We start from the raw sequence: 18,689 nt of genomic DNA, 5'->3' as shown, positions 1-18,689 counted from the left end.
GAAAATTATCTAGGAAAACTCAAAACCAAAACCCAATCTGGAATGCAATCCGGGGCTTTTCTTCCTTCTTCTCTTTTGGAATAAATGCTCCTACGGCCAATGTGAGAATGTCAACCGGTGCAAACCAGACACCGCCGCCGTAGTTATAATGCAGGGACTTGGATTCCTCATCATCAAGCCAGACGCGGCCGTAATCGAAACTTCCAAATACGCCATAAGTGAGCGGTAATGTTGGGTTATAGCTGCTGCCAAGCCGGATGCGAAGGTCCGTATCGTGCCAAATGCTGCTATGCCCGTAAAAGCGCTCCGTCCGATGGCCACGCAATCCCTGCTTTCCGCCTAATGTTGGCATTTGAAAAAATTCATAACTATCCCCAAAGATCAGCCCCGTTCCGACTTGCGTTGCCAGAATAATGTTTTCTCTGGCATCAAGGCTGGTATAGTAGGCGAATCTGGCCCGGAATGAGCCAAAGTTGTTCTTGTTTTCCAGGTTTGTGGTCCAGTTTAAACCGGCGTTGAAACGTATTCCCGTATGTGGCGCAAAAATGTTGTCAACGCTGTTGAAGTCAAACTGAAACTTGCCGCCAGCAAACATTTTTGTTTCAAAAACATCATCGGACAATTCATTTTCAGCACTTGTAATGAACCTGCCGCCTGTTGGCTGAATGTCTGAAAGCTCAAATGTTGGCCCCAGGGTAATAAAGCCGGCTGTTCCTGCAAAACGTTTTTTTAATGCAGGATAAATGTGTAAAAAGCTTTGTCTTACCCGGTAAAAATCAGGGTCATTAACCAGCCTTTCGGTGTCATTTCCTAATCCGGCGTAGTTAAATGCGTAAGTAGGGCCGTGGTAATAGGTGTCTAGATAAAAGTCAAACTTTTTAAATGCATTGATAAAATCACCGGTATAATTCACTTTAAAACCCTTGGTAGCAAAGGCATAACTGGCACCAAATGCGTGCAATGAGGCATAAGGTTCCTTTTTAAACCCATATTTCATCCAGGTGGCGCTTGCGCCGAGCAACAGCCCGTCATCCGGGTTCACGCCCAGGATCGGCGCCGGAATGGCAATGTCATAATTGCTGTCAGCGCTGCGCCGGTCATATACATTATAGCGGTAAAGGTTCGTGCGCTTGTCCTTTGTATCAGCCCCTGCAACGACTGTGTTATTTCGCAGGTCGTCGTAGATGAGTGTTTTCTTTTTTCCAGCACTCGTGCCCGTGCTGTCGGTAAATACATCCGTTCCCAGCCCGCCTATCAATCTTACTTTGATGCCCTTTCCGGCGTCTCCTTTTACTATAAATTCATCGTCATCACCATTGCCGTACACATTGATTGTCCTGGTAACATCAGCATTAAAAACACGCTCGTAATTTAAATGTTTGATACGGCCGTCCTTCCCGGTTTCGTAAACAGAAACTTTGGTTCGCCTTTCATCCAGCCTTTCCACCACCACCCTTTCTTCCTCTTCCGTCCCGATGACATTCACGTTCTCGCTCACAAATTCATAGTGTGTCCTGGCGATTATGAGCAGCTTATCCCGACGGCTTTTCATGTTTTGGATCAATGCAGCAGCAGATTTTTGCCTGGCTTCCTCCGGCCAGCTGGCAAAAGCATTGTTAATGACTTCGTCGGTGAGGTTGGTTTGGATAAACTTCGCCTGCTCTTCCCATTGCTCCCAGGTAAGCCGGGTGAGGAATGTCCTGTCAAAAAGCCGCGCACTCCACGTAGTCCATTTCATGCTTTGTATTTCCGGGCTAAAACTTTGGAGCTGACGCAGAAACGGCAATGTCAGCCGCGCAACGCCGGTCAGCAAGCCGTCGTACATGGAAAATGCCTGGTCACGGTCTCTCGGGATCGGACGATACAATGTTGTCCCGTCCTGCTGCTTCACCGACGACCAAGCCCATTGATCGTCATGCCTGTCCCAGTCACCCACGATGAAATCAAAAAGGCGTGTCCGGATTGCCCAGGCTTCGTCTACTTTATTTTTACCATTTTCGAGCAGGCTTTCGACCAGTTCTGGCGTGCTTACAATTTTATCAGGATTGCCAAAAAATGCTGCCTGCTTCCATCTTTTTCCGTCGGGACGCTCTTCCAGCAAGTTCATGGTGCCGCCAAAAAGCGCATTATAGGTGGCCAGCCCGGGTTGAGCAGGGACATAATATAGCTTTGGATTGGTGTGGTAAACTTGCACCGCATCCGCCAATACAGGCATACAAAGCGGCGCGAAGGGATTGGTTGACAAGAAGTTATCCTCAACCAGATATTTAGCAGCGACCATTTGATTAAAAGGAAATGGCAAAAACCGGCTCACATCCTTCGTCAGTCCGCGCAGTGCATATTCCTTTCCGTCTTTGTCCCGAAGGCGCAGAGAGTTGGTCTGGTTACCGCCACCTTGCTTCACAGGTGTCACGCCGCCTTTGAATGTATTCAGATCTAGGACGGGGAATGTATATTTTTCAACGTAAAGATCGCGGTTGTGCTGACCAAGCAAAAATCGGTGGAATCCGCCCACGGGTTTCACCTCATTACTGGTCACATAACGGCTCGTGGAATCATTATGCTGGTTATATTCGGTAAAAGCGATTGTCGAATCCGGTAATTCAACGGCTTGCTTATCCTTTATTTTTTTCCGAAAAACCAGCTTCGCCTCTTTTCCGTCCGCGGTTACTTCCCAGAAATTGGTCCAGGCTTCCCCACCTTCATAAAAGTTAATGGTTGAATATCCCAGCCGCGATGAAGCAAACTGCGACCCCTTACCCAGGCTTACCGGACTATTTTTACTCCCGCTTCCGCTGACAATGAATTCCTGATTGTCGTTTTCTATAAACTGCAATGCATGCTCATGCCCGCTGGCAAAAATGAACTTACCATTCTTTTTGGCGCCTGCCATAACAGCTGTGCGCAGGTCTTTATAATGCTTGTTGGCAACATCCTGCTTCGAGCCGATCGTTGCGCGGAATATGGCGCTGATGCTGCCCAGAACCGGCAACGGGATCCATAGGTCAGGATTCAGCTCGGTGAGCGGAAAAATATGCTGCTTGATGGTGAACCTGCCCCCGTGCGGCCCGTATGTATAAGGCGGATGATGCATGGCGAATACAACCTGCTTATTACGGTATTTGCGCACAACATTCTCAAACACAAACCGGAACTGCTCCCTGTTTTTAATCTCACAGCCGTCATTGATCTTCGAATCCTTGTCCCAATCCGTAAGCCACCATTGTGAATCAACAACAATAACGACCACATTATCATTGAGTTCGATCACTTCCGGGCCTGAACAGCCATCCAGTGGAAGGAAATAGCTTTGGTAATCTTCCTTATTGCTTACCCCCCGCTTTTCATTGATATATTTATCAACAAATTTTTCCTGGCGCTTCAAACCCTTTACGCCCCAGCCGCGCCAGTCGTGGTTCCCGGGCAGGAAAATGGGCGTTCCTCTGAAGTTATCCAGCGTTTCGAGCTGTGAAATGATCCTGAATTCGGCTACTTTCCGGTCCGCAGAATCTTCCGACGGCGGCATACCGTGCTCATAAATGTTGTCTCCCAAAAACAATGCAGAACTATGCTTCGACTCCGTTTCGAGCTTTTTTTTGAGATATTCCAAAACAGGCGCACGGCTTTCCGGCGAGTCGTTTCCGGCGTCGCCGATCAGATACATGGTGTGTTTCAGGACGAGATCGGGGCTCGGCGCATCCCGTTCCCAATTGACCGCTTCTTTTGAAAACTGGGTCTTATAGCTGGCGCAGGAAAAAACCCCGACCAGCAAAACAAAAAAAGGAATAACCCGCAACACGCGCTTCATCGGTTTTTCTTTTTAAACTTTAAAATATTGCCCGAAAAAAGATCGTCACCTTCATTGGAAATGTACAGGTTTCCCTGCTTGTCGAAAATAATGCCCTCGGGCTGGATAAACTGGTTCCCATTAAGCGCATATGCCTCTTTTACCTTCCATTGATTATCGGTCACAACAAGGAGTTTGTTGACAGCAGAGATGATATACCAGTCGTTCGTCACCGGATTTTTGGCCAGGCCCGACGGACGGAAACCGCGCTCTACTTTGCCCGTGATCGCTTTGATCTCGTCGACTTGAATCGAGAATGTTTCTGAAATTTTCGCAGAATCCTTATCCGGCTCTAAAATATATCCCGTAACGCTGCTCTTGGAATTATCCTGCTCGCAATTTTTGCAGAGAATATAGATTTTCCCCGAAGCCTCGTCACCAAACATGCCTTCGTATTCTCCTTTCGGCAATATTTTCTTCATTTCACGAATTTGCTCCACTTCTTCGAAAACCGCCTCGGTCAATGGAAAATTATAAATGGCACCATTACTTTTGAGGACATACACATTGTTTCTGATAATGGTAACATCTTCGTAATCACCCTTTTTGGAGAACTTAGCATTCAACTGCTTTGGCTCATCCCAGCCCAGCCGGTAAAGCCGGCCATCTTCGTCCTGGATTGCGTAAATAGTGTCGGGATTTCCCTGGTTTAATGTAATACCCGAGATCTCGAAAAGGCTTTCCGGCATATTAAACTTGTCGGGCTTGCCCAGATCATAATCTTTGTAAACAACCTGTTCTTTTTTTGTGGAGTCGCACCCGCCCAACGTGAGCAAGGCCAGCATACCAATGTGCTGTAAGAATGTTGCCATATTTTTTAATGCGTTTTCAGTTCGGCTATGTCTTTTGACAACAGCCTGTAAATTTCCTCCTGCGAACGGATTCCTTTGTTGTCCGTTTTCAGTGAAATATTGTTTAAGTCACTATCGATCAGGACAGCTTGTTCTGTATCCTGCCATTGCAGCTCGATAATGTCCATCATTTTCGCTTTAAGCTTTTCGCTGTAAATCGGGAAACAGACTTCGATACGGCGGTAAATGTTCCGGTTCATCCAGTCTGCGGAGCCCATAAACAGCTCGGGCTGACCATTATTGTGAAAGATAAAAACACGGCCGTGTTCCAGGTAACGGTCTACGATCCGCTTTACTGTAATATTTTCGCTTTGCCCCTTCACGCCCGGCACAATCCGGCAGACGCTGCGCACGATCAACCGGATGTTAATGCCTGCATTCGACGCTTCGTAAAGCTTGTTGACCAGTATTTCTTCTTCGAGGTTGTTCAGTTTAATGGTAATGCCTGCCTCCCTGCCACTTTCTACATGTGCAATCTCGCGGTCGATCAGTTGCAGGAATTTAGTTTGTAAATTGAACTGCGCCACCAGTAAATGCTGGAATGCGATAATGTCGGAGCTGTCTGGTTTTTTCTTTTTACTTAAAAATCGGAAAAGCGTTTCTGCTTCCAGGAGCATAGGCTGGTGGGCTGTCAGCAATATATGGTCTGTGTAAAAACGTGCCGTTCCTTCATTGAGATTACCTGTCGCCAACAGGCCCAGATATGGGCATGAAGTGTGTTTTCTCTTAACCAAAGCCAGCTTGGCATGCACTTTCAGCGCATTCACGCTATGCACGATCTTCACGCCGGCAGACTTCATTTTTTTTGCCCAGCGAATGTTGTTGGCTTCATCAAACCTGGCTTTTAATTCCACCAGGACCGTCACTTTCTTGCCATTTTTGGCCGCGCTGATCAGTGCAAAGGCAATTTTGGAATCATGCGCCACGCGATACATGGTGGTGTAAATTTCTTCCACCTGCGGATTAATAGCTGCTTCATTGAAAAACCGCAGGATGGTGTCGTAACTCTGGTATGGCGCGTGGACCATCAAATCGCGTTCGAGGAGCGAGTCAAAGAGCGATGTATGCTCGTTTACACCTTCTATGCCTTCTGCCGCAGGCCATTTGGGATATGTCTCGGCAGGCGGGCTTACCGGCAGCGACGCCAGATCTTTGAGATTATGATAACGGCCTCCCTGGACAACAGAAGCGCTTTTGAGATCAAAAAAAGAGATAATGTTTTGCAAATGCCGCAGCGGCAGCCCTGGCTCGAACAGCAACCTCGTAGCAAAACCCAGCTCCCGCTTGATCAGTTGTTTTTCAAATTTTTCGGCAATGTCGTCCCCGTCTTCATCCATCATGTCCAGCTCGGCATCCCGCGTTACTTTAATGTTGAAAGATTGCATACTGATAGCTCCCGGAAAAAGGCTTTTCAGGTTGCGCTTGATAATGTCTTCGAGGAAAATAATGTAATCCTGCTTCTCCCTTGTGATTTTAAGGAACCGGCTCAGGTTACCGGCAGGAATGTTGACCAGCGCAATCCGCTCCTTATCAGCTGGATATTGCAAAATAACTACGAGATATAGCTGATTGTTTTCGGGGAAAAACACTGTGCTTTTTTTCAGGACAACAGGTTGTAAGAAACCCGCAACCTGCGCAAAGAAATAATCGTCGGCAACATTTGCAATGTCACTAGGAATTCCATTCTTGTAGCAAAAATGTACGCCGAGTTGGCTCAGCGAAGGAATAACCGATTCGCTTAATATCCTTCCGAACTCGTCCTGCTGCTTGTTAATGATCGTCCCGGCTTTGCTGTAAGCATCCTCGTTGCGGTCCAGGATCTCCTTTTTTTGCAGGTAAGGCATCCGGACCCGGTAAAATTCGTCCAGATTGGAAGAGAAAATCGAAAGGAACCGGATACGCTCCATCAACGGAACAGCCTCGTTGGCAGCCTCTTGCAAAACACGTCCATTAAAGGAAAGCCAGCTGATATCACGGTTGAAATAGCGGTACTTTTCCATCATTGATCAATGTTCAAAAAGTGCTGACGCAAACACAAAAGCTATGACGGACACGACTATACCGAACATAAATACATTATAAGCAATGCGCAGCAACCTGTATTTCCGGCCCAGCACAACGCCTTGGGAATATACATCCTTAGTTAAACTTCCATATAAAAACTCGCGGTCGTTCATCATGCGCTGCATGCCATTGGAATAATCATTATACGACATCCGGTAAAAATTTCCGAAAAAGAGCAGGTTCACGTTTTTGGTATCAATATCCTCCTGCGTGAATGTGCCGTGCGGTATCGTCGGACGTGTAGAAAGGATTGAAAACACCATGGTGATCATGCAAATCGTCAGCAAAAGCATGGTGGGAATGATCAGGTAAGTGTTGTCTTCCAGTTTCCGGATGAGGACGCTTAGCAGGACAGAAATAATGATAGACGTGGTCGTGATCATGATATGTGCCTTATTATCAGCCATATCACTCAACCTTTGATGGTTATTGGAGCTGATCCGGAACATGGTTTCAATGCCTTTGTCGGGCCGGTCATTTTTTATCTTTCTGAGATCGGTGATTTCCGGTGCGGTTGCGGGAGTAAATGTATCGGCAACCGTTTCAATAACCGGCTCTTCCGCCGCAGGTAACGATTCCAGCCCCTTTTCTTTTAGCTTTTCAATGTTCTTGCGCTTCTGCTTGTCCAGCATATCGCGGCAGTAATCGGTTTGGAATGTGTGCGATTCCAGCAATGCAATGGTGCTTTTGCGCCATTGCGCTTTGTCCATTTTTTTGCCGGCACGCTGCTCTGCTTCTTTCCTTACCAGCTTGTTCCAATCCGAAAATTCCGGCGTTCCGAAATGAAACAGGTCGGCGTCACAAACCACTTGTTGCAGGAAATTCTTTGGATTTTGTGGCCATATGGTCGCCAGAATGCAGCCTTCCACTTCCGCAATGACGCTCTCATCGACTTCCTCCGACCGCAGAAACTCGGCGGCAAGTGCGGCTCCGCGTTGCTCATGACCAGCCGCGTCGCCGGTGCTGTAACCCGTGTCATGAAACCAGGCCGCGGTAACGACAATGAATGTTTCCTTGTCCTCCAACCGGTAATGATTGGCTATTTTGACTGCATTGGATACAACGGCTTCGGTATGTACCAGGTTATGGTAACTGAGTTGCGCCAGTTCTTTGGTACCAAAAAAATGATGGACATAATGCCTCACCTTGTCAAGCCGATGGTTGTAATTCATAGAGGTTCAGAGTTTTATTACCGCATTCCTTATTGCATCAGAGCCACTCGGAGTCGAGGTTAACCCCCACCCTGAGAGCCTTCAATCCTGTAACACCCTGCAGTTCTTCCAGATCAAGAAATTCAAGGTCATTATTTAAAGTCTTTTTCTCCTGTAAATACCGGATATAACCGACATATTCTTCGGCAGATTTACTATTAAAATAAACCAGCGCTATTTTCCCGGGTTGAGTAAGGCGCTCGCCGGTCCCTTTGACGTGGACTTTGTCGATGCGTTTTTTAATAACCTGATAACGAATATTGTACGCACCTTCCACATCAAAACGTCTTTCATCGTCGCGGAAGCTGATATCAATGCTGCTGGAATGTATGAAAATCAACTGCGTGGTTTGCAGCGGTTTTTCCATCTGGGGAATCAGCGAATTTGTGATTTTGGAAATGGCTGCCATGGAAGTCAGCTGCCAGAGCCTGATGTTTTTAAGATACAGCTCGCTAAATTTCTTTTCAGGCTCGATCGACTGGCCTATATAAATATCGTATTCGATTCCATCCGTCCTGAACTTTTCAAAATAGCAGGGGTAAGATTGTTGAATTTCCTTTCTGAACAGGTCCAGATACAGGTTTACCGACGAGTTGACCGTTTGCATAGAAGCTTCAAGCGCACGCCTGTTCGAAAAAGCAGCACCGGTATGTTCGTCTGTTATCTCAAAATATCTGTCAATAACATCCACCAGTTCCTCATTGTCATCATCCGGCACACCGGAGGCCGATTGAAAAGCCCGGGCTTCCTTGAAATGCAAGAGGAAAGGATGTGCTTCGTATTCGAGAAAGTCACGCACACGCATTTCATCGCTGTCCGTGGAGTCACTGTTGATTTCTTCGATCCATTTTTTACATTTATAGATCATTTCATCGGCCAGCCCGAACCCCAGTTTCTGCTTTAATATCGTAAAGGTTTCTATCAATAAGTCAAATTGTAAGTGCAAATCATCCCGTAACGCTGCATTTCTTTCGAGTGTAGAATTTCTGATATCTATGGCCCCGTACAGCGGATACACATTCCTGAACTGGATATTTTCAATGGTTGGCGCAGGCAGGCTGAGGGATTTGTCACGCAAGTAATGCCACGCCGTTTCCCGGAACCGCCACTGCACCGCCGGCTGTAACGAAGTGAATTTCTCCCGGATCACATTGTCGATCTCTACATTGAATTCATCAATGTAATATTTCATCATTTGCCCGATGAACGGAAGCGCTGCATCCAGCCGCGCCAGCACGCGCTCATCGATCGCCTTCTGTGATTTGGAATACACTTCCAGCACACCGATGGCTTTACTATCATAATATACCGGCAGCAAGGCATATGATTCTACGCCATCAGCTTTGAGCGTGCGGATGAAATCCATCTTGCTTTCATCTTCCAGAGCCAGATTTCTCATAAACACCACCTTAGGGGCCTGAAAATACTGATTGGCCATGGACAAATACATGTCTTCGGCCTTATCATTTTCGAGCGCCGCGGTCATCAGCTTGCTGAAAAGCACGGTACTGCGGTCAAAAACCAGTTTTTTGTTTACCCGCAGCACGGGTAACAGGCCAAAATCAATGTCCGAATTACATGCCAGCATTTTCAGCGCATTGGTAATATTGCTGAAATAAGTGTTTGCGTCATAGGATGCGCGATCCAGGATGGCACTTTTAATGTTATCAACGGCATGCTCTGCCGTTACATCCGTGAATGTAATAACGGAAAAGCCCTCAAACCGGAACATGGTAAGGGGAAGCAGCTGGCTCAGTACATCTATTTCGCTGGATTCCTGCCACTCCTTCCGGATTTCTTCCACGTCAATTTCAGGAAGACTTCCCTTGGCATATACGTCTGCAAAACGGGTGTCCAGATTAGCACGGTAATATCGTTTCAGGCCGGTCTTATCGTCATTCAGCGCAATGATCAGGTCGTTTTCATGCATGGGCGGAAAATGATAAAGCCGTTCGAGGATGAACGAGTAAAGCTTTTTCATCTTCTGCTTCACATTGATCGCGGTTTTATCCGCAATCTCGCACCGGACGCAGCCGGAATTATCCGTCATCAGCTTATAAAAGCCTGATGTGCCGTAAAATACGACAGGGCTTACAGGCGTACTAAGCGCCCAAAAAACTTCATCTTCGTTCGTAACGGGCGGCATCAGCATGCCATAGACCAAACTCAGTTCTTCCTTGAAATCCGCAATGTTGTTGAGATCGATGTCCGCGGAAAAAGCCGGATTAGACCGAAGCCTGTCCAGCACCATGGAAAAGAATGTTTTTTTGACTGTTTGTTCCTGACCTGCTTTCTCTTCCAGGAAGTTTATAAAATTCCTGAATGAGACGGAAGAATCGATTTTCTGGAGACCGTATGGTGCATCTTGGATTACATCAATAATCTTCGGTTCCATTATTATTATTTTTAAAAAGCGCTCACTTACAGACGGTCGCCAAAAGTCCGCGTTTTTTGTTAAACTCCAATGTTAAATATTAATTACTCTTTCAAAACAGGCTCTGCAACCTTCTGAGTAACAGATGGCTTAATGATCATCCGCAGCGACTGGTCTTTGGTGAAATAAGCCACCATCCAGTTATACAGCGTCTTGATCCGGTTCCGGTGATTAATCAGCGAGACAAGGTGTATAAACAGCCAGGCAAGCCAGGCGATCACGCCTTTGAAATGCAGCTTAGGCGACGGCATGTCCACAACGGCCTTTGCGCGGCCTATAATGGCCATTGAGCCTTTATCGTGGTAAGTAAATGGTCTCAAAGCCTGGTTTTCTGCTGCTCTTCTGAAATTTTGCGCCAACGCTTTACCTTGCTGAATGGCCACTTGCGCGACCTGCGGGTGCCCGTTTGGAAAGTTAGGGTCTGTTTGCTGCAAACTCGCGTCTCCAATAGCGTAAATGTTATACGTCCCGACCAGCTTGTTATATGCATCCACCAGCATTCTCCTGCCACGCCCATAGGCTTCCGGGGGAATGCCTTCGAACACTTTGCCCGTCACACCTGCCGCCCATATCAATGTTTTCGCTTCAATGCATTCACCTTCACTGAAACACACCTTATCGTCAACAAAATCTGATACGTGGGTGTTCAGCTTTATCTTCACGCCGAGCTTTCTTAAAGCCTCGTAAGTATCTTTTTGAGAAGCAACGCTCATCGGGGAAAGCAATGCATCGCCGCCGTCGACCAGGTATATTTCGCTTCCTTTTCCGGCCAGTTCGGGGTATTCTTTTCTTAAAATGCCGTTACGCATCTCGGCGAACATGCCTGAGATTTCCACGCCGGTAGGCCCGCCGCCGGCAATCACTACGGTGAGTAGCTTTCTGACTTCTTCCGGATCCTCGGAAATTGTAGCCTGCTCCATCTGCTGCAACAGCCTGTTGCGCATGCCAATAGCATCTTCCACCGTTTTCATCGGCGTAGCATTGCGCTTGACATTCTCCATACCGAAAAAATTCGTTTCTGCGCCGGTGGCAAACACCAGATAATCATATTCCAGCTCGCCGTTTGAAAGGATAATCTTGTTTTCGGTGGTTACCACGCTTTGCAGCTCACCCAATCGGAAGAAGAGATTTGGTTTTCCCCTGAAAAGCTTTCGAAAAGGGTAGCTGATGCTGGACGGCTCCAAAAACGCCGTGGCAACCTGATAGATCAGCGGCGGGAAGAAGTTGTAATTGTTCTTATCGACAAGTGTTACTTCAAACTTATTGCTTTTGGCCAGATCAAGCGCCAGATTCACACCGGCAAATCCGCCACCTACGATTACAATTTTCATAATGCTTACTGTTTATTAGGGGGTATCGTTTTTAATTATTTGTGCCGCGGTGATCGGCAAACAGTCTGCAAGCTTACCCCAAGTAAGATTATCAAAAGAGGCACGCTAGGCCAGGCTGTCGGTCATTTTCCCTGATTTTTTCAAATATTTGATATAACCATAAACCAGGCCGAGAAAAACACCTATGCCTATGAAAAGTTTGATACGCGTATCGCTGTCCGGCGTCAGCTCGGGATATCTGAACAAAATGATGGCAGTGATCCCCATTAACCAGACGAACAACGTGTTATATTCCTTTAAAATCCATCGCTTATAATTAAAACGCATGTCATTGAATGTCTCCGACATGCCGCTGAAATTGATGATCCAGCGATTCACTTTCCTGCAATAATTGTCGAAATCAGCGCCAAACTTGTTGCGTAAAAAATTCTCTTCCGCCAGCACGATCGCCTGATATATGAACAAAAAAGATGGCATAACAATGCCCACATAAACCAAAGAATTTGACAAAATACCGACCCCCAGCAACATTAGGATATTTCCAACATAAAGTGGGTTTCTGCAATGCTTAAAAATGCCTTCTGTCACCAGCTTCTCCGCGTAAACCCTCCTGTCGCGTCCGCCGCGGATAATGTATGCAAGGCCAATCGTAATGCCCCGGATTATTTCACCAGAAAATGTCACTAACAGGCCCAGAATGATCGGAAACAAATAATACTTCTCTCCAAAATGCTCCGGCTTGAACAGCAAAGGTGAGGGTAAGAATAAAAGCAGGTAGAGAAAAATGAACAAAATGTTTCTGAACCTGAAAAAGAAATTGCCAATAGTAACCATCATTTTTTATAAGCGATTAGACCTGAAAAATTATACCATTTGAAGAAAGTTTCACAATCTCCAAAGCCCGTTTCCTTTAATAAAAGCAGGTTTTCAGATAGCTTATAAGGAATCAGAACATTTTCCAGGGCTTCCCTTTTCTGCGAAATTTCCATCTCGCTGTAATGGTTGCGGCGCTTATAATTGTAATAATATTTGATAAAATCACGATTGAAAACCGTGCTCTCTGCCAGCACTTTTTCCACCAAAAGCAACACGCCGCCGGGATTAAGTCCCTCGTAAATGTTGCGCAGTAACCGCTCTCTGTACAGCGGCCTCACGAATTGTAATGTAAGGCAGAGGATCACAACGGACGCATTCTTGATAGGCAGCTTTTCGTGTAAATCGCCTGTTAACAGCTCATAAGGACGGACAAAACCCGCTTCCTTTAACTTTACATCACATTTATCCAGCATTTCTGTCGACTCGTCGATGCCGATAAACCGGATGTCCGAAGGAATGAGCTTGTCCACTTCAATCATTGTGGTGCCCGTAGAGCAGCCCAGATCGTAAACAGAACTTCCTTCTTTGGCGTGATCCGCCGCAATTTCACCCAACATGCGCTGCATCTCGTTATAGAACGGGACGGATCTGCTGACCATGTCGTCAAAAACTTTTACAACTGTTGTACCGAATTTAAAATCGGATACTTTGGTAATTTCATCTTCAAAAACATTGTCGCGCTCGGGATGCGGAGATTCGGTCATCGTTAGGTTTGCGTTATTTAGGTTCGCTATCAGTTAGCTCCAACAAATATCCTGCCATCGGGCAGGGAAAAAGCAATGGAGTGGAATTCAGCCATAAAAATGGTAAATAAAAAATAAATTCCGTTCACTAACGTGCACTTGCCTAATATAAACCGCATCAAACCGGCTTAATCCGCTGCACTACCGTCTTGCCGGTAGCCGTCTCAGTTCCTTTGAGTTCAATATAAAGTACATTGGGCGACCAGAACGTTCCCCCGTCGATCCGGATAAAAACCCGGCTCAGGATGCATTCTTTCTTGTTGATATTTGCATAAACGTGATACTCGTTTTTGCTGTCTTTCCTCAAATAAAGCGGCAATTTTGAGTACGCCACAGACCGCAGCTCGTAAGTAGCATTTCCGATCTCCTTGGAATTAATTCCGTATGCAAATTTTCTTTGCAGGTAATTCAGATCCTTCTTCTCGCCGCCATCGGCGTACTTCATCCAGAAAGCATCAACAGGATTCTTTTGACTTAACCGACCCTGTTCGTCCATGTTAAGGTGGTAAATAATTGTATTCGCATTGGGATCACGCTGAATGTAGAAAAGCAATCCCGGGATGTTCTTTGGTACTGGAAATTCATCGGGCTCCGCAACGGCTTCCTTTGAATATTTATTAGCAGAATAACTTCCTGAATACGAACACAGCAGCAGGCTCAAAGCCAGCATCATTCTAACTGCGTTTTTCATGACTATTGTTGAGTACTATTGATAAATTGCCTGGGCAATCATTTCACGGTCACATTCTCCATATTGAAGCACTTCTTCAACCATTGCGGCATTCCCCGAAAATGGCCCGGACGACTGGATCTTCAAAGTGGCCATCGCCGCTCCGAACTCACCCGCTTCCTGTACGCCTGCTCCCTGAATTCTTTTGCTTAGATAACCAGCCATATACGTGTCCCCGCAGCCCGTAGCATCCACGATGGCTGTTGGCTTATAGGCCGGAATCCGGAAAAAATCATTGTCTACATAGATCAGTGAGCCTTTGCTGCCCAGTGTGATGATCACTTCTTTTACACCAAGGTCCGCCAGATATGCAGCGCCCTTGCGCACGTCGCTGGTGCCGGTCACCACTTCCATTTCAAACTCATTGGCTTTGAGGATCGAAACATGCGGAAGCGCTTCTTTTTTATCGGCCCAGTCTTTATACAAAACCTTCTGATCTTTTACATATCTTAAATAACCCTGAATATCCAGTGAAACCATGCCCTTGGCGGCCAGCGATTTCAAAAGGTCCACAGTGATGTCATCCGAAAGCAAAGGACCTAAATGAAATATCCTGGCCTCAATGTCAGGCATTTGCGCGGTGGTGAATGGCGCCGCCTTATGCAGCACATTCTGTTCGCGGTGATCCTGGTTGGCACTGTAGATATTTTCAAAATACACGGTAAACTCACTCGGCTGCGAGAAGATCTGGATGTTTTCCTCCCTTAATGCAGATAAAATATGGTTCTCTTTTTCAGCCAGCGCCGTTACCAGCATATAGTCCACATCGAATTGGCGCAGGGCCTTCGAAAAGTAGAACGAAGTGCCGCCGGGCATGAATTTGACTGACTGGGCAGTTACCACTTTATCCAAAGTAATGTGCCCTATGGTACAAATGTCGTACATGTTTTTTTTCAATTTAATTTTATCAAGGCTTGTGTCGGTGCCCGATAAAAGTTGACAACTAGCCCAAATTTGTAATGCTATCCGCTATCCGGGCAAAATCGGTAATCTCAGCATCCGCATCCGAAACTTTAAAATCCGTATCGGCCTCATCCCACCCTTTCACATTCAGCCAGATTGTTTTGCAGCCTAATGACTTGGCCGGCTGAATGTCTTTGGAATAAGAATCCCCGATCACCACACATTCCTGAGGAGACAGTGCCAGCTGATCAATGCCAAGCTGGTAAATTTGCGGGTTGGGCTTCCGGACGCCAACGACAGCAGATTCAACAACAGCCTGGAAGTAATCCCTTATGCCGAAATCCTCCAAAACGTGATTGATGTTCCCATAAAAATTGGAAACCATCACAAGCGGGTATTTTTGCGCCAATAGTGCCAAAACCGGCGCTGCTTTTTCAACATTAGTGCGTGCAAATTGGTTACATTCCGTGGCGATGAGCCTTATTGCCTCATCTTGAAGAACAAATCCTTTTTCTTTCAAAAAACTGAATTGCTGCTCCACTTTCAGAAACAACACATCATAAAACACGTGGTGCGGTTCAATAATCGGCTTGATCGCTAATGCTCTTTCGCCGAATTTATACGCCTCCGCAAATGCATCCCGGTCCACATTTACCTGGTTACGCTGGTAACTTTCCCACAAAACATTGGCCCAATGCAGGCCGTTGGTATCGATCGTACCGCCGTAATCAAATAAAATCCCTTTAATCATATTGTACTTTGGCTGTCGGCAACCGGCTTCGGCCTTTTTTTAAATTGATATATATTATTAATGACCCTAACCCGCTGAGGGCCCTTTCACTCAACTAATGCAGCTTCCTGCTTTACTTTCGACTTCTTGGTAATCAGGGCTAATCCGATGATAATCCAGACAATTTCACGAATCCGCATTACGATGCCAATAAAGATGCCTTGTGATGCTGCAAATCCCACGCTGCTGAGTGCCAGTGCCAGCCCGCCTTCCCTAGTGCCGAGTTGCATGGGGAAGAAGAATATCAGGTTGGCAAAGAGCGACGATCCTGAGCTGATGATCAGCGATTCCGACAGCGACATGCCTAATCCAATGGCGTGGGCCGTGAAAAAGATCTCTGCACAGCCGATGACCCTTGCTACGAATTCATAGAACAACGACAGGTAAAAAACGTTTCTCCTTTCGGCATATAAAATGCGGATCTGTTCATCGACCTCGTATAATGTCTCAGAGTTCTTTAATGCAAATGCCCTCGCTTTGGTTTTGATAAAAGGAATCTTTTCCAGAAGCCGGAATGTGCTGACAGTAAATCCCTTTTTATATACATTGATAAACCAGTAACCTAAAACCAGCCCCGTCACCAGCAGAATCCCACATCCGGCCAGCATGACATTGTTCAATGGTACAACGGCTACAATCAGAACAATGGAAACGAGCCAGAAAATGACGTGCGAAAACATATGCATTAAGCTGTATAACAATACCGAAGAAGTTGCTTTCTGAATCCCTAATGCAGGTTTCAGTTCTAAAATCCGGTAAGGTTCCCCGCCCAGCGCCACAAAGGGCGTAATATAGTTAATCGCATATCCCGAAACTGTCAGCTTCAAAACCGACCAGAACGAGAGATTGCTTTCCGGCAAATTCGGCTCGCGGATGATCGAACGAAAGGCAAGCGCATTCAGGATGTAGATCACCAGCCAGCTCCCGATCACGGGAATGAACCAGATGCCTGTCCTGCTGATATTTTCCCAAATCACAAGCGGTCCCGTGCCGTAGATCATATAACCTAACGACAAAATGCCGATCGCCATGAAGAGGGCTTTATACGCCTTGGAACTCATTCGTTTTTTCAGTCAAAATCTTTTGATAAAAATAACGGCTCACTTTCTCCTGGTTCACGATCATGTAAATCAGGATCGGGTTCAGGACAAACATATCGAAGAAGAAATAAATCCACGATTGGTCCAGAAACAGCCATAAGAACAGAAAAAGCACACGTGTGTTGAACTGAACAATGTTGGTATACTTCATCAAAGGCTTGTTATGCGCCCTGAAATCGGTTACCAGCGCTGTGGGCAGGCCGTTTTTATATTTTTCACGCACCAAAGTCAGGAGCTTTTGCAAATGGGGTGAGAAGCTTTCCTGCAACTTGGTGTAATTCAGGTAGGTGCGGGCGATGAATTTCATCCCAAAGTTCTTGCTCCAGGTAAGGCTGTCATATTCTGCCTGCAAGTCGCGGCTGTTGTCGAGCTCGCTCCCGGATGTTCCTTTGATAAAGAACAAATGCACATTGCGATAGTAATCCGCCATTGCCGACTGCACCACATGTGACGCGCCCGCGAGCACGCCCGGGACCCAAATCCAAGCGCTCCAACCCTCATTCATGCTCCTGAGACAGATCGCAATGTGAATGGCAATGAACCAGAAATCACCAGCCGCCCCGTCCAGAATCCTTCCTAACCGGCTTTTATCATTCGTCATCCGCGCAAGTTGCCCGTCTGCACTGTCCAGCGAATTGGCAAAAACGAGCAGCAGCATCCCGATCACATTGATCCACAATTCCTGATAATAAAACAGGATCCCCGCCGCAACGCCGAAGAAAATACTGATAATCGTAACCGGATTGGGCCTCAACCCTATTTTGGCACAAAACAATGCGATCTGATAGCCGATCGGGCGGTAAAACCAAATGTCGATCTGCTCCTCTGTATCGTTGGATTTCAGTGAGCTTTCAAATGCGGATGGCGCTGGTTCGGGAGCGGCGTTGTGCTTTATAACTGGATCCATTAATTGCTTTTTGTAAATTTCTCGTATATAATGCTGGCAATGTGTCCGGCGGCTTGGTCACGGCATGGCGCAAAACTTGGCCAGTCGTTCAGATCAATAATGCGGAAACTGCCGTCTTTTCCTATAATGGCGTCACCGCCGTAAATATCTATTCCAACTGCGCCCGATGCGTCCGTAGCAACTTGCTGCAAACGTCCCGCATCAAAGGGATAATAGGCCGATGCGCTGTTAATGTTCTGGTATTCAACATATTTATGATGGTTGTTATCATACGGATAAAACCAAAAGAAAAAGTCCGTCCCGCGCACGCCGTAAAATTTCACGAGGTCACCGATCAAATGTTTGCTGATCACCGCATCCGGAATGTCCCGCAACGCATATTCCCGCAAAATCTCCCTGGCTTCTTCACGCGAGGCTGCAAATGAAACGTCCTCTTTGTGTATCGCGTGAAAATCGCCTCTTTTGATCCAGTAACCTTTCCCTGTAATGGCATCAAAAACATCGTCGCCTGTGTAATCCGTTGGGACAATGTAGCTTTCGGCTACGGGAATGTTATTTTGGTTTAAAGCATTTGTCAGGTTCGTGCGAAAGCAATTTTCTATTCCGAATGCTGAGTTAATGACCTGCGCACCGTTTTCTTCCAACGCCTGCAATTTTTTAACCACTTCTTTCTGGCGGGCCATCGTGAAGATGTGTTGCTCGGCGATATTTTCATTTTTCAAAAAATCGTCCTCAAAACTGATCCGCACTTTGCATCCCATTTTTTCTAATTCCTTTGCTGTCAAAGAAAAAATCGCATCGTCATTTCCAATGTGGTTAGGCGAGAACTTGCGGTTCCTCGGAACGCCTAAGATATTTAATTCACTCATTTACGCTGCGGCAGGCCAAACGCTCCTGCCTTT

The 18,689-nt window shown here is 46.4% G+C and carries 14 protein-coding genes; all 14 read right to left on the bottom strand.

Annotation, left to right across the window (positions count from 1 at the left end; all coding sequences use genetic code 11):
• Nucleotides 1-19: 19 nt before the first annotated feature.
• The 14 genes from L0660_RS10900 to L0660_RS10835 all read right to left on the bottom strand — a co-directional run bounded on the left by L0660_RS10900 (nt 20) and on the right by L0660_RS10835 (nt 18,656).
• Nucleotides 20-3,808 (bottom strand): metallophosphoesterase, encoded by a 3,789-nt coding sequence (locus L0660_RS10900; RefSeq protein WP_235159491.1) that lies wholly within the window; start codon nt 3,806-3,808, stop codon nt 20-22.
• A complete protein-coding gene (locus L0660_RS10895; protein ID WP_235159490.1) occupies nt 3,805-4,659 on the bottom strand; it encodes an SdiA-regulated domain-containing protein in 855 nt (284 codons plus the stop codon). Before L0660_RS10895 ends, L0660_RS10900 begins: the two co-directional genes overlap by 4 nt.
• 5 nt (nt 4,660-4,664) lie before the next feature.
• Nucleotides 4,665-6,701 carry a polyphosphate kinase 1 gene (gene ppk1 / locus L0660_RS10890; RefSeq protein ID WP_235159489.1) on the bottom strand — a complete coding sequence of 679 codons (2,037 nt, stop codon included), beginning with the start codon at nt 6,699-6,701 and terminating at the stop codon, nt 4,665-4,667.
• Between the two features lie 3 nt (nt 6,702-6,704).
• On the bottom strand, nt 6,705-7,934 hold the full coding sequence (locus tag L0660_RS10885; RefSeq protein WP_235159488.1) for a Pycsar system effector family protein: 1,230 nt from the start codon (nt 7,932-7,934) through the stop codon (nt 6,705-6,707).
• A 37-nt stretch (nt 7,935-7,971) separates the two neighbouring features.
• Entirely contained in the window at nt 7,972-10,368 is a 2,397-nt protein-coding gene (locus tag L0660_RS10880; protein WP_235159487.1) for a GAF domain-containing protein, read from the bottom strand.
• 83 nt (nt 10,369-10,451) lie between these two features.
• Nucleotides 10,452-11,738: an NAD(P)/FAD-dependent oxidoreductase gene (locus L0660_RS10875; protein WP_235159486.1), complete on the bottom strand. Its 1,287-nt coding sequence runs from the start codon at nt 11,736-11,738 to the stop codon at nt 10,452-10,454.
• A 105-nt stretch (nt 11,739-11,843) separates the two neighbouring features.
• Nucleotides 11,844-12,575, bottom strand: coding sequence for an isoprenylcysteine carboxylmethyltransferase family protein (locus L0660_RS10870; RefSeq protein ID WP_233796974.1), 732 nt, complete (start codon nt 12,573-12,575; stop codon nt 11,844-11,846).
• Nucleotides 12,572-13,318 (bottom strand): carboxy-S-adenosyl-L-methionine synthase CmoA, encoded by a 747-nt coding sequence (gene cmoA, locus L0660_RS10865; protein WP_233796975.1) that lies wholly within the window; start codon nt 13,316-13,318, stop codon nt 12,572-12,574. The genes L0660_RS10870 and cmoA overlap by 4 nt, the downstream gene beginning before the upstream one ends.
• Nucleotides 13,319-13,475: 157 nt before the next feature.
• The gene (locus L0660_RS10860) at nt 13,476-14,048 is read right to left on the bottom strand and encodes a DUF4833 domain-containing protein (RefSeq protein WP_235159485.1); all 573 of its coding nucleotides are present in this window, start codon (nt 14,046-14,048) and stop codon (nt 13,476-13,478) included.
• Between the two features lie 15 nt (nt 14,049-14,063).
• Nucleotides 14,064-14,972 (bottom strand): PfkB family carbohydrate kinase, encoded by a 909-nt coding sequence (locus L0660_RS10855; protein WP_235159484.1) that lies wholly within the window; start codon nt 14,970-14,972, stop codon nt 14,064-14,066.
• Between the two features lie 58 nt (nt 14,973-15,030).
• A complete protein-coding gene (locus L0660_RS10850; RefSeq protein WP_235159483.1) occupies nt 15,031-15,741 on the bottom strand; it encodes an HAD family hydrolase in 711 nt (236 codons plus the stop codon).
• Nucleotides 15,742-15,827: 86 nt separating this feature from the next.
• Nucleotides 15,828-16,841, bottom strand: a complete 1,014-nt coding sequence (locus tag L0660_RS10845; RefSeq protein WP_026631680.1) for a lysylphosphatidylglycerol synthase transmembrane domain-containing protein — start codon at nt 16,839-16,841, stop codon at nt 15,828-15,830.
• Entirely contained in the window at nt 16,822-17,787 is a 966-nt protein-coding gene (locus L0660_RS10840; protein WP_235159482.1) for a CDP-alcohol phosphatidyltransferase family protein, read from the bottom strand. The genes L0660_RS10845 and L0660_RS10840 overlap by 20 nt, the downstream gene beginning before the upstream one ends.
• On the bottom strand, nt 17,787-18,656 hold the full coding sequence (locus L0660_RS10835) for a hypothetical protein (RefSeq protein ID WP_235159481.1): 870 nt from the start codon (nt 18,654-18,656) through the stop codon (nt 17,787-17,789). Before L0660_RS10835 ends, L0660_RS10840 begins: the two co-directional genes overlap by 1 nt.
• Nucleotides 18,657-18,689: the final 33 nt, after the last annotated feature.

It is taken from the genome of Dyadobacter sp. CY351, assembly GCF_021502625.1.
In the GTDB taxonomy this organism is placed as follows: domain Bacteria; phylum Bacteroidota; class Bacteroidia; order Cytophagales; family Spirosomataceae; genus Dyadobacter; species Dyadobacter chenhuakuii.
The sequence above is the reverse complement of the archived record's forward strand: the minus strand, read 5'-3'. Positions and strand labels throughout refer to the sequence as shown.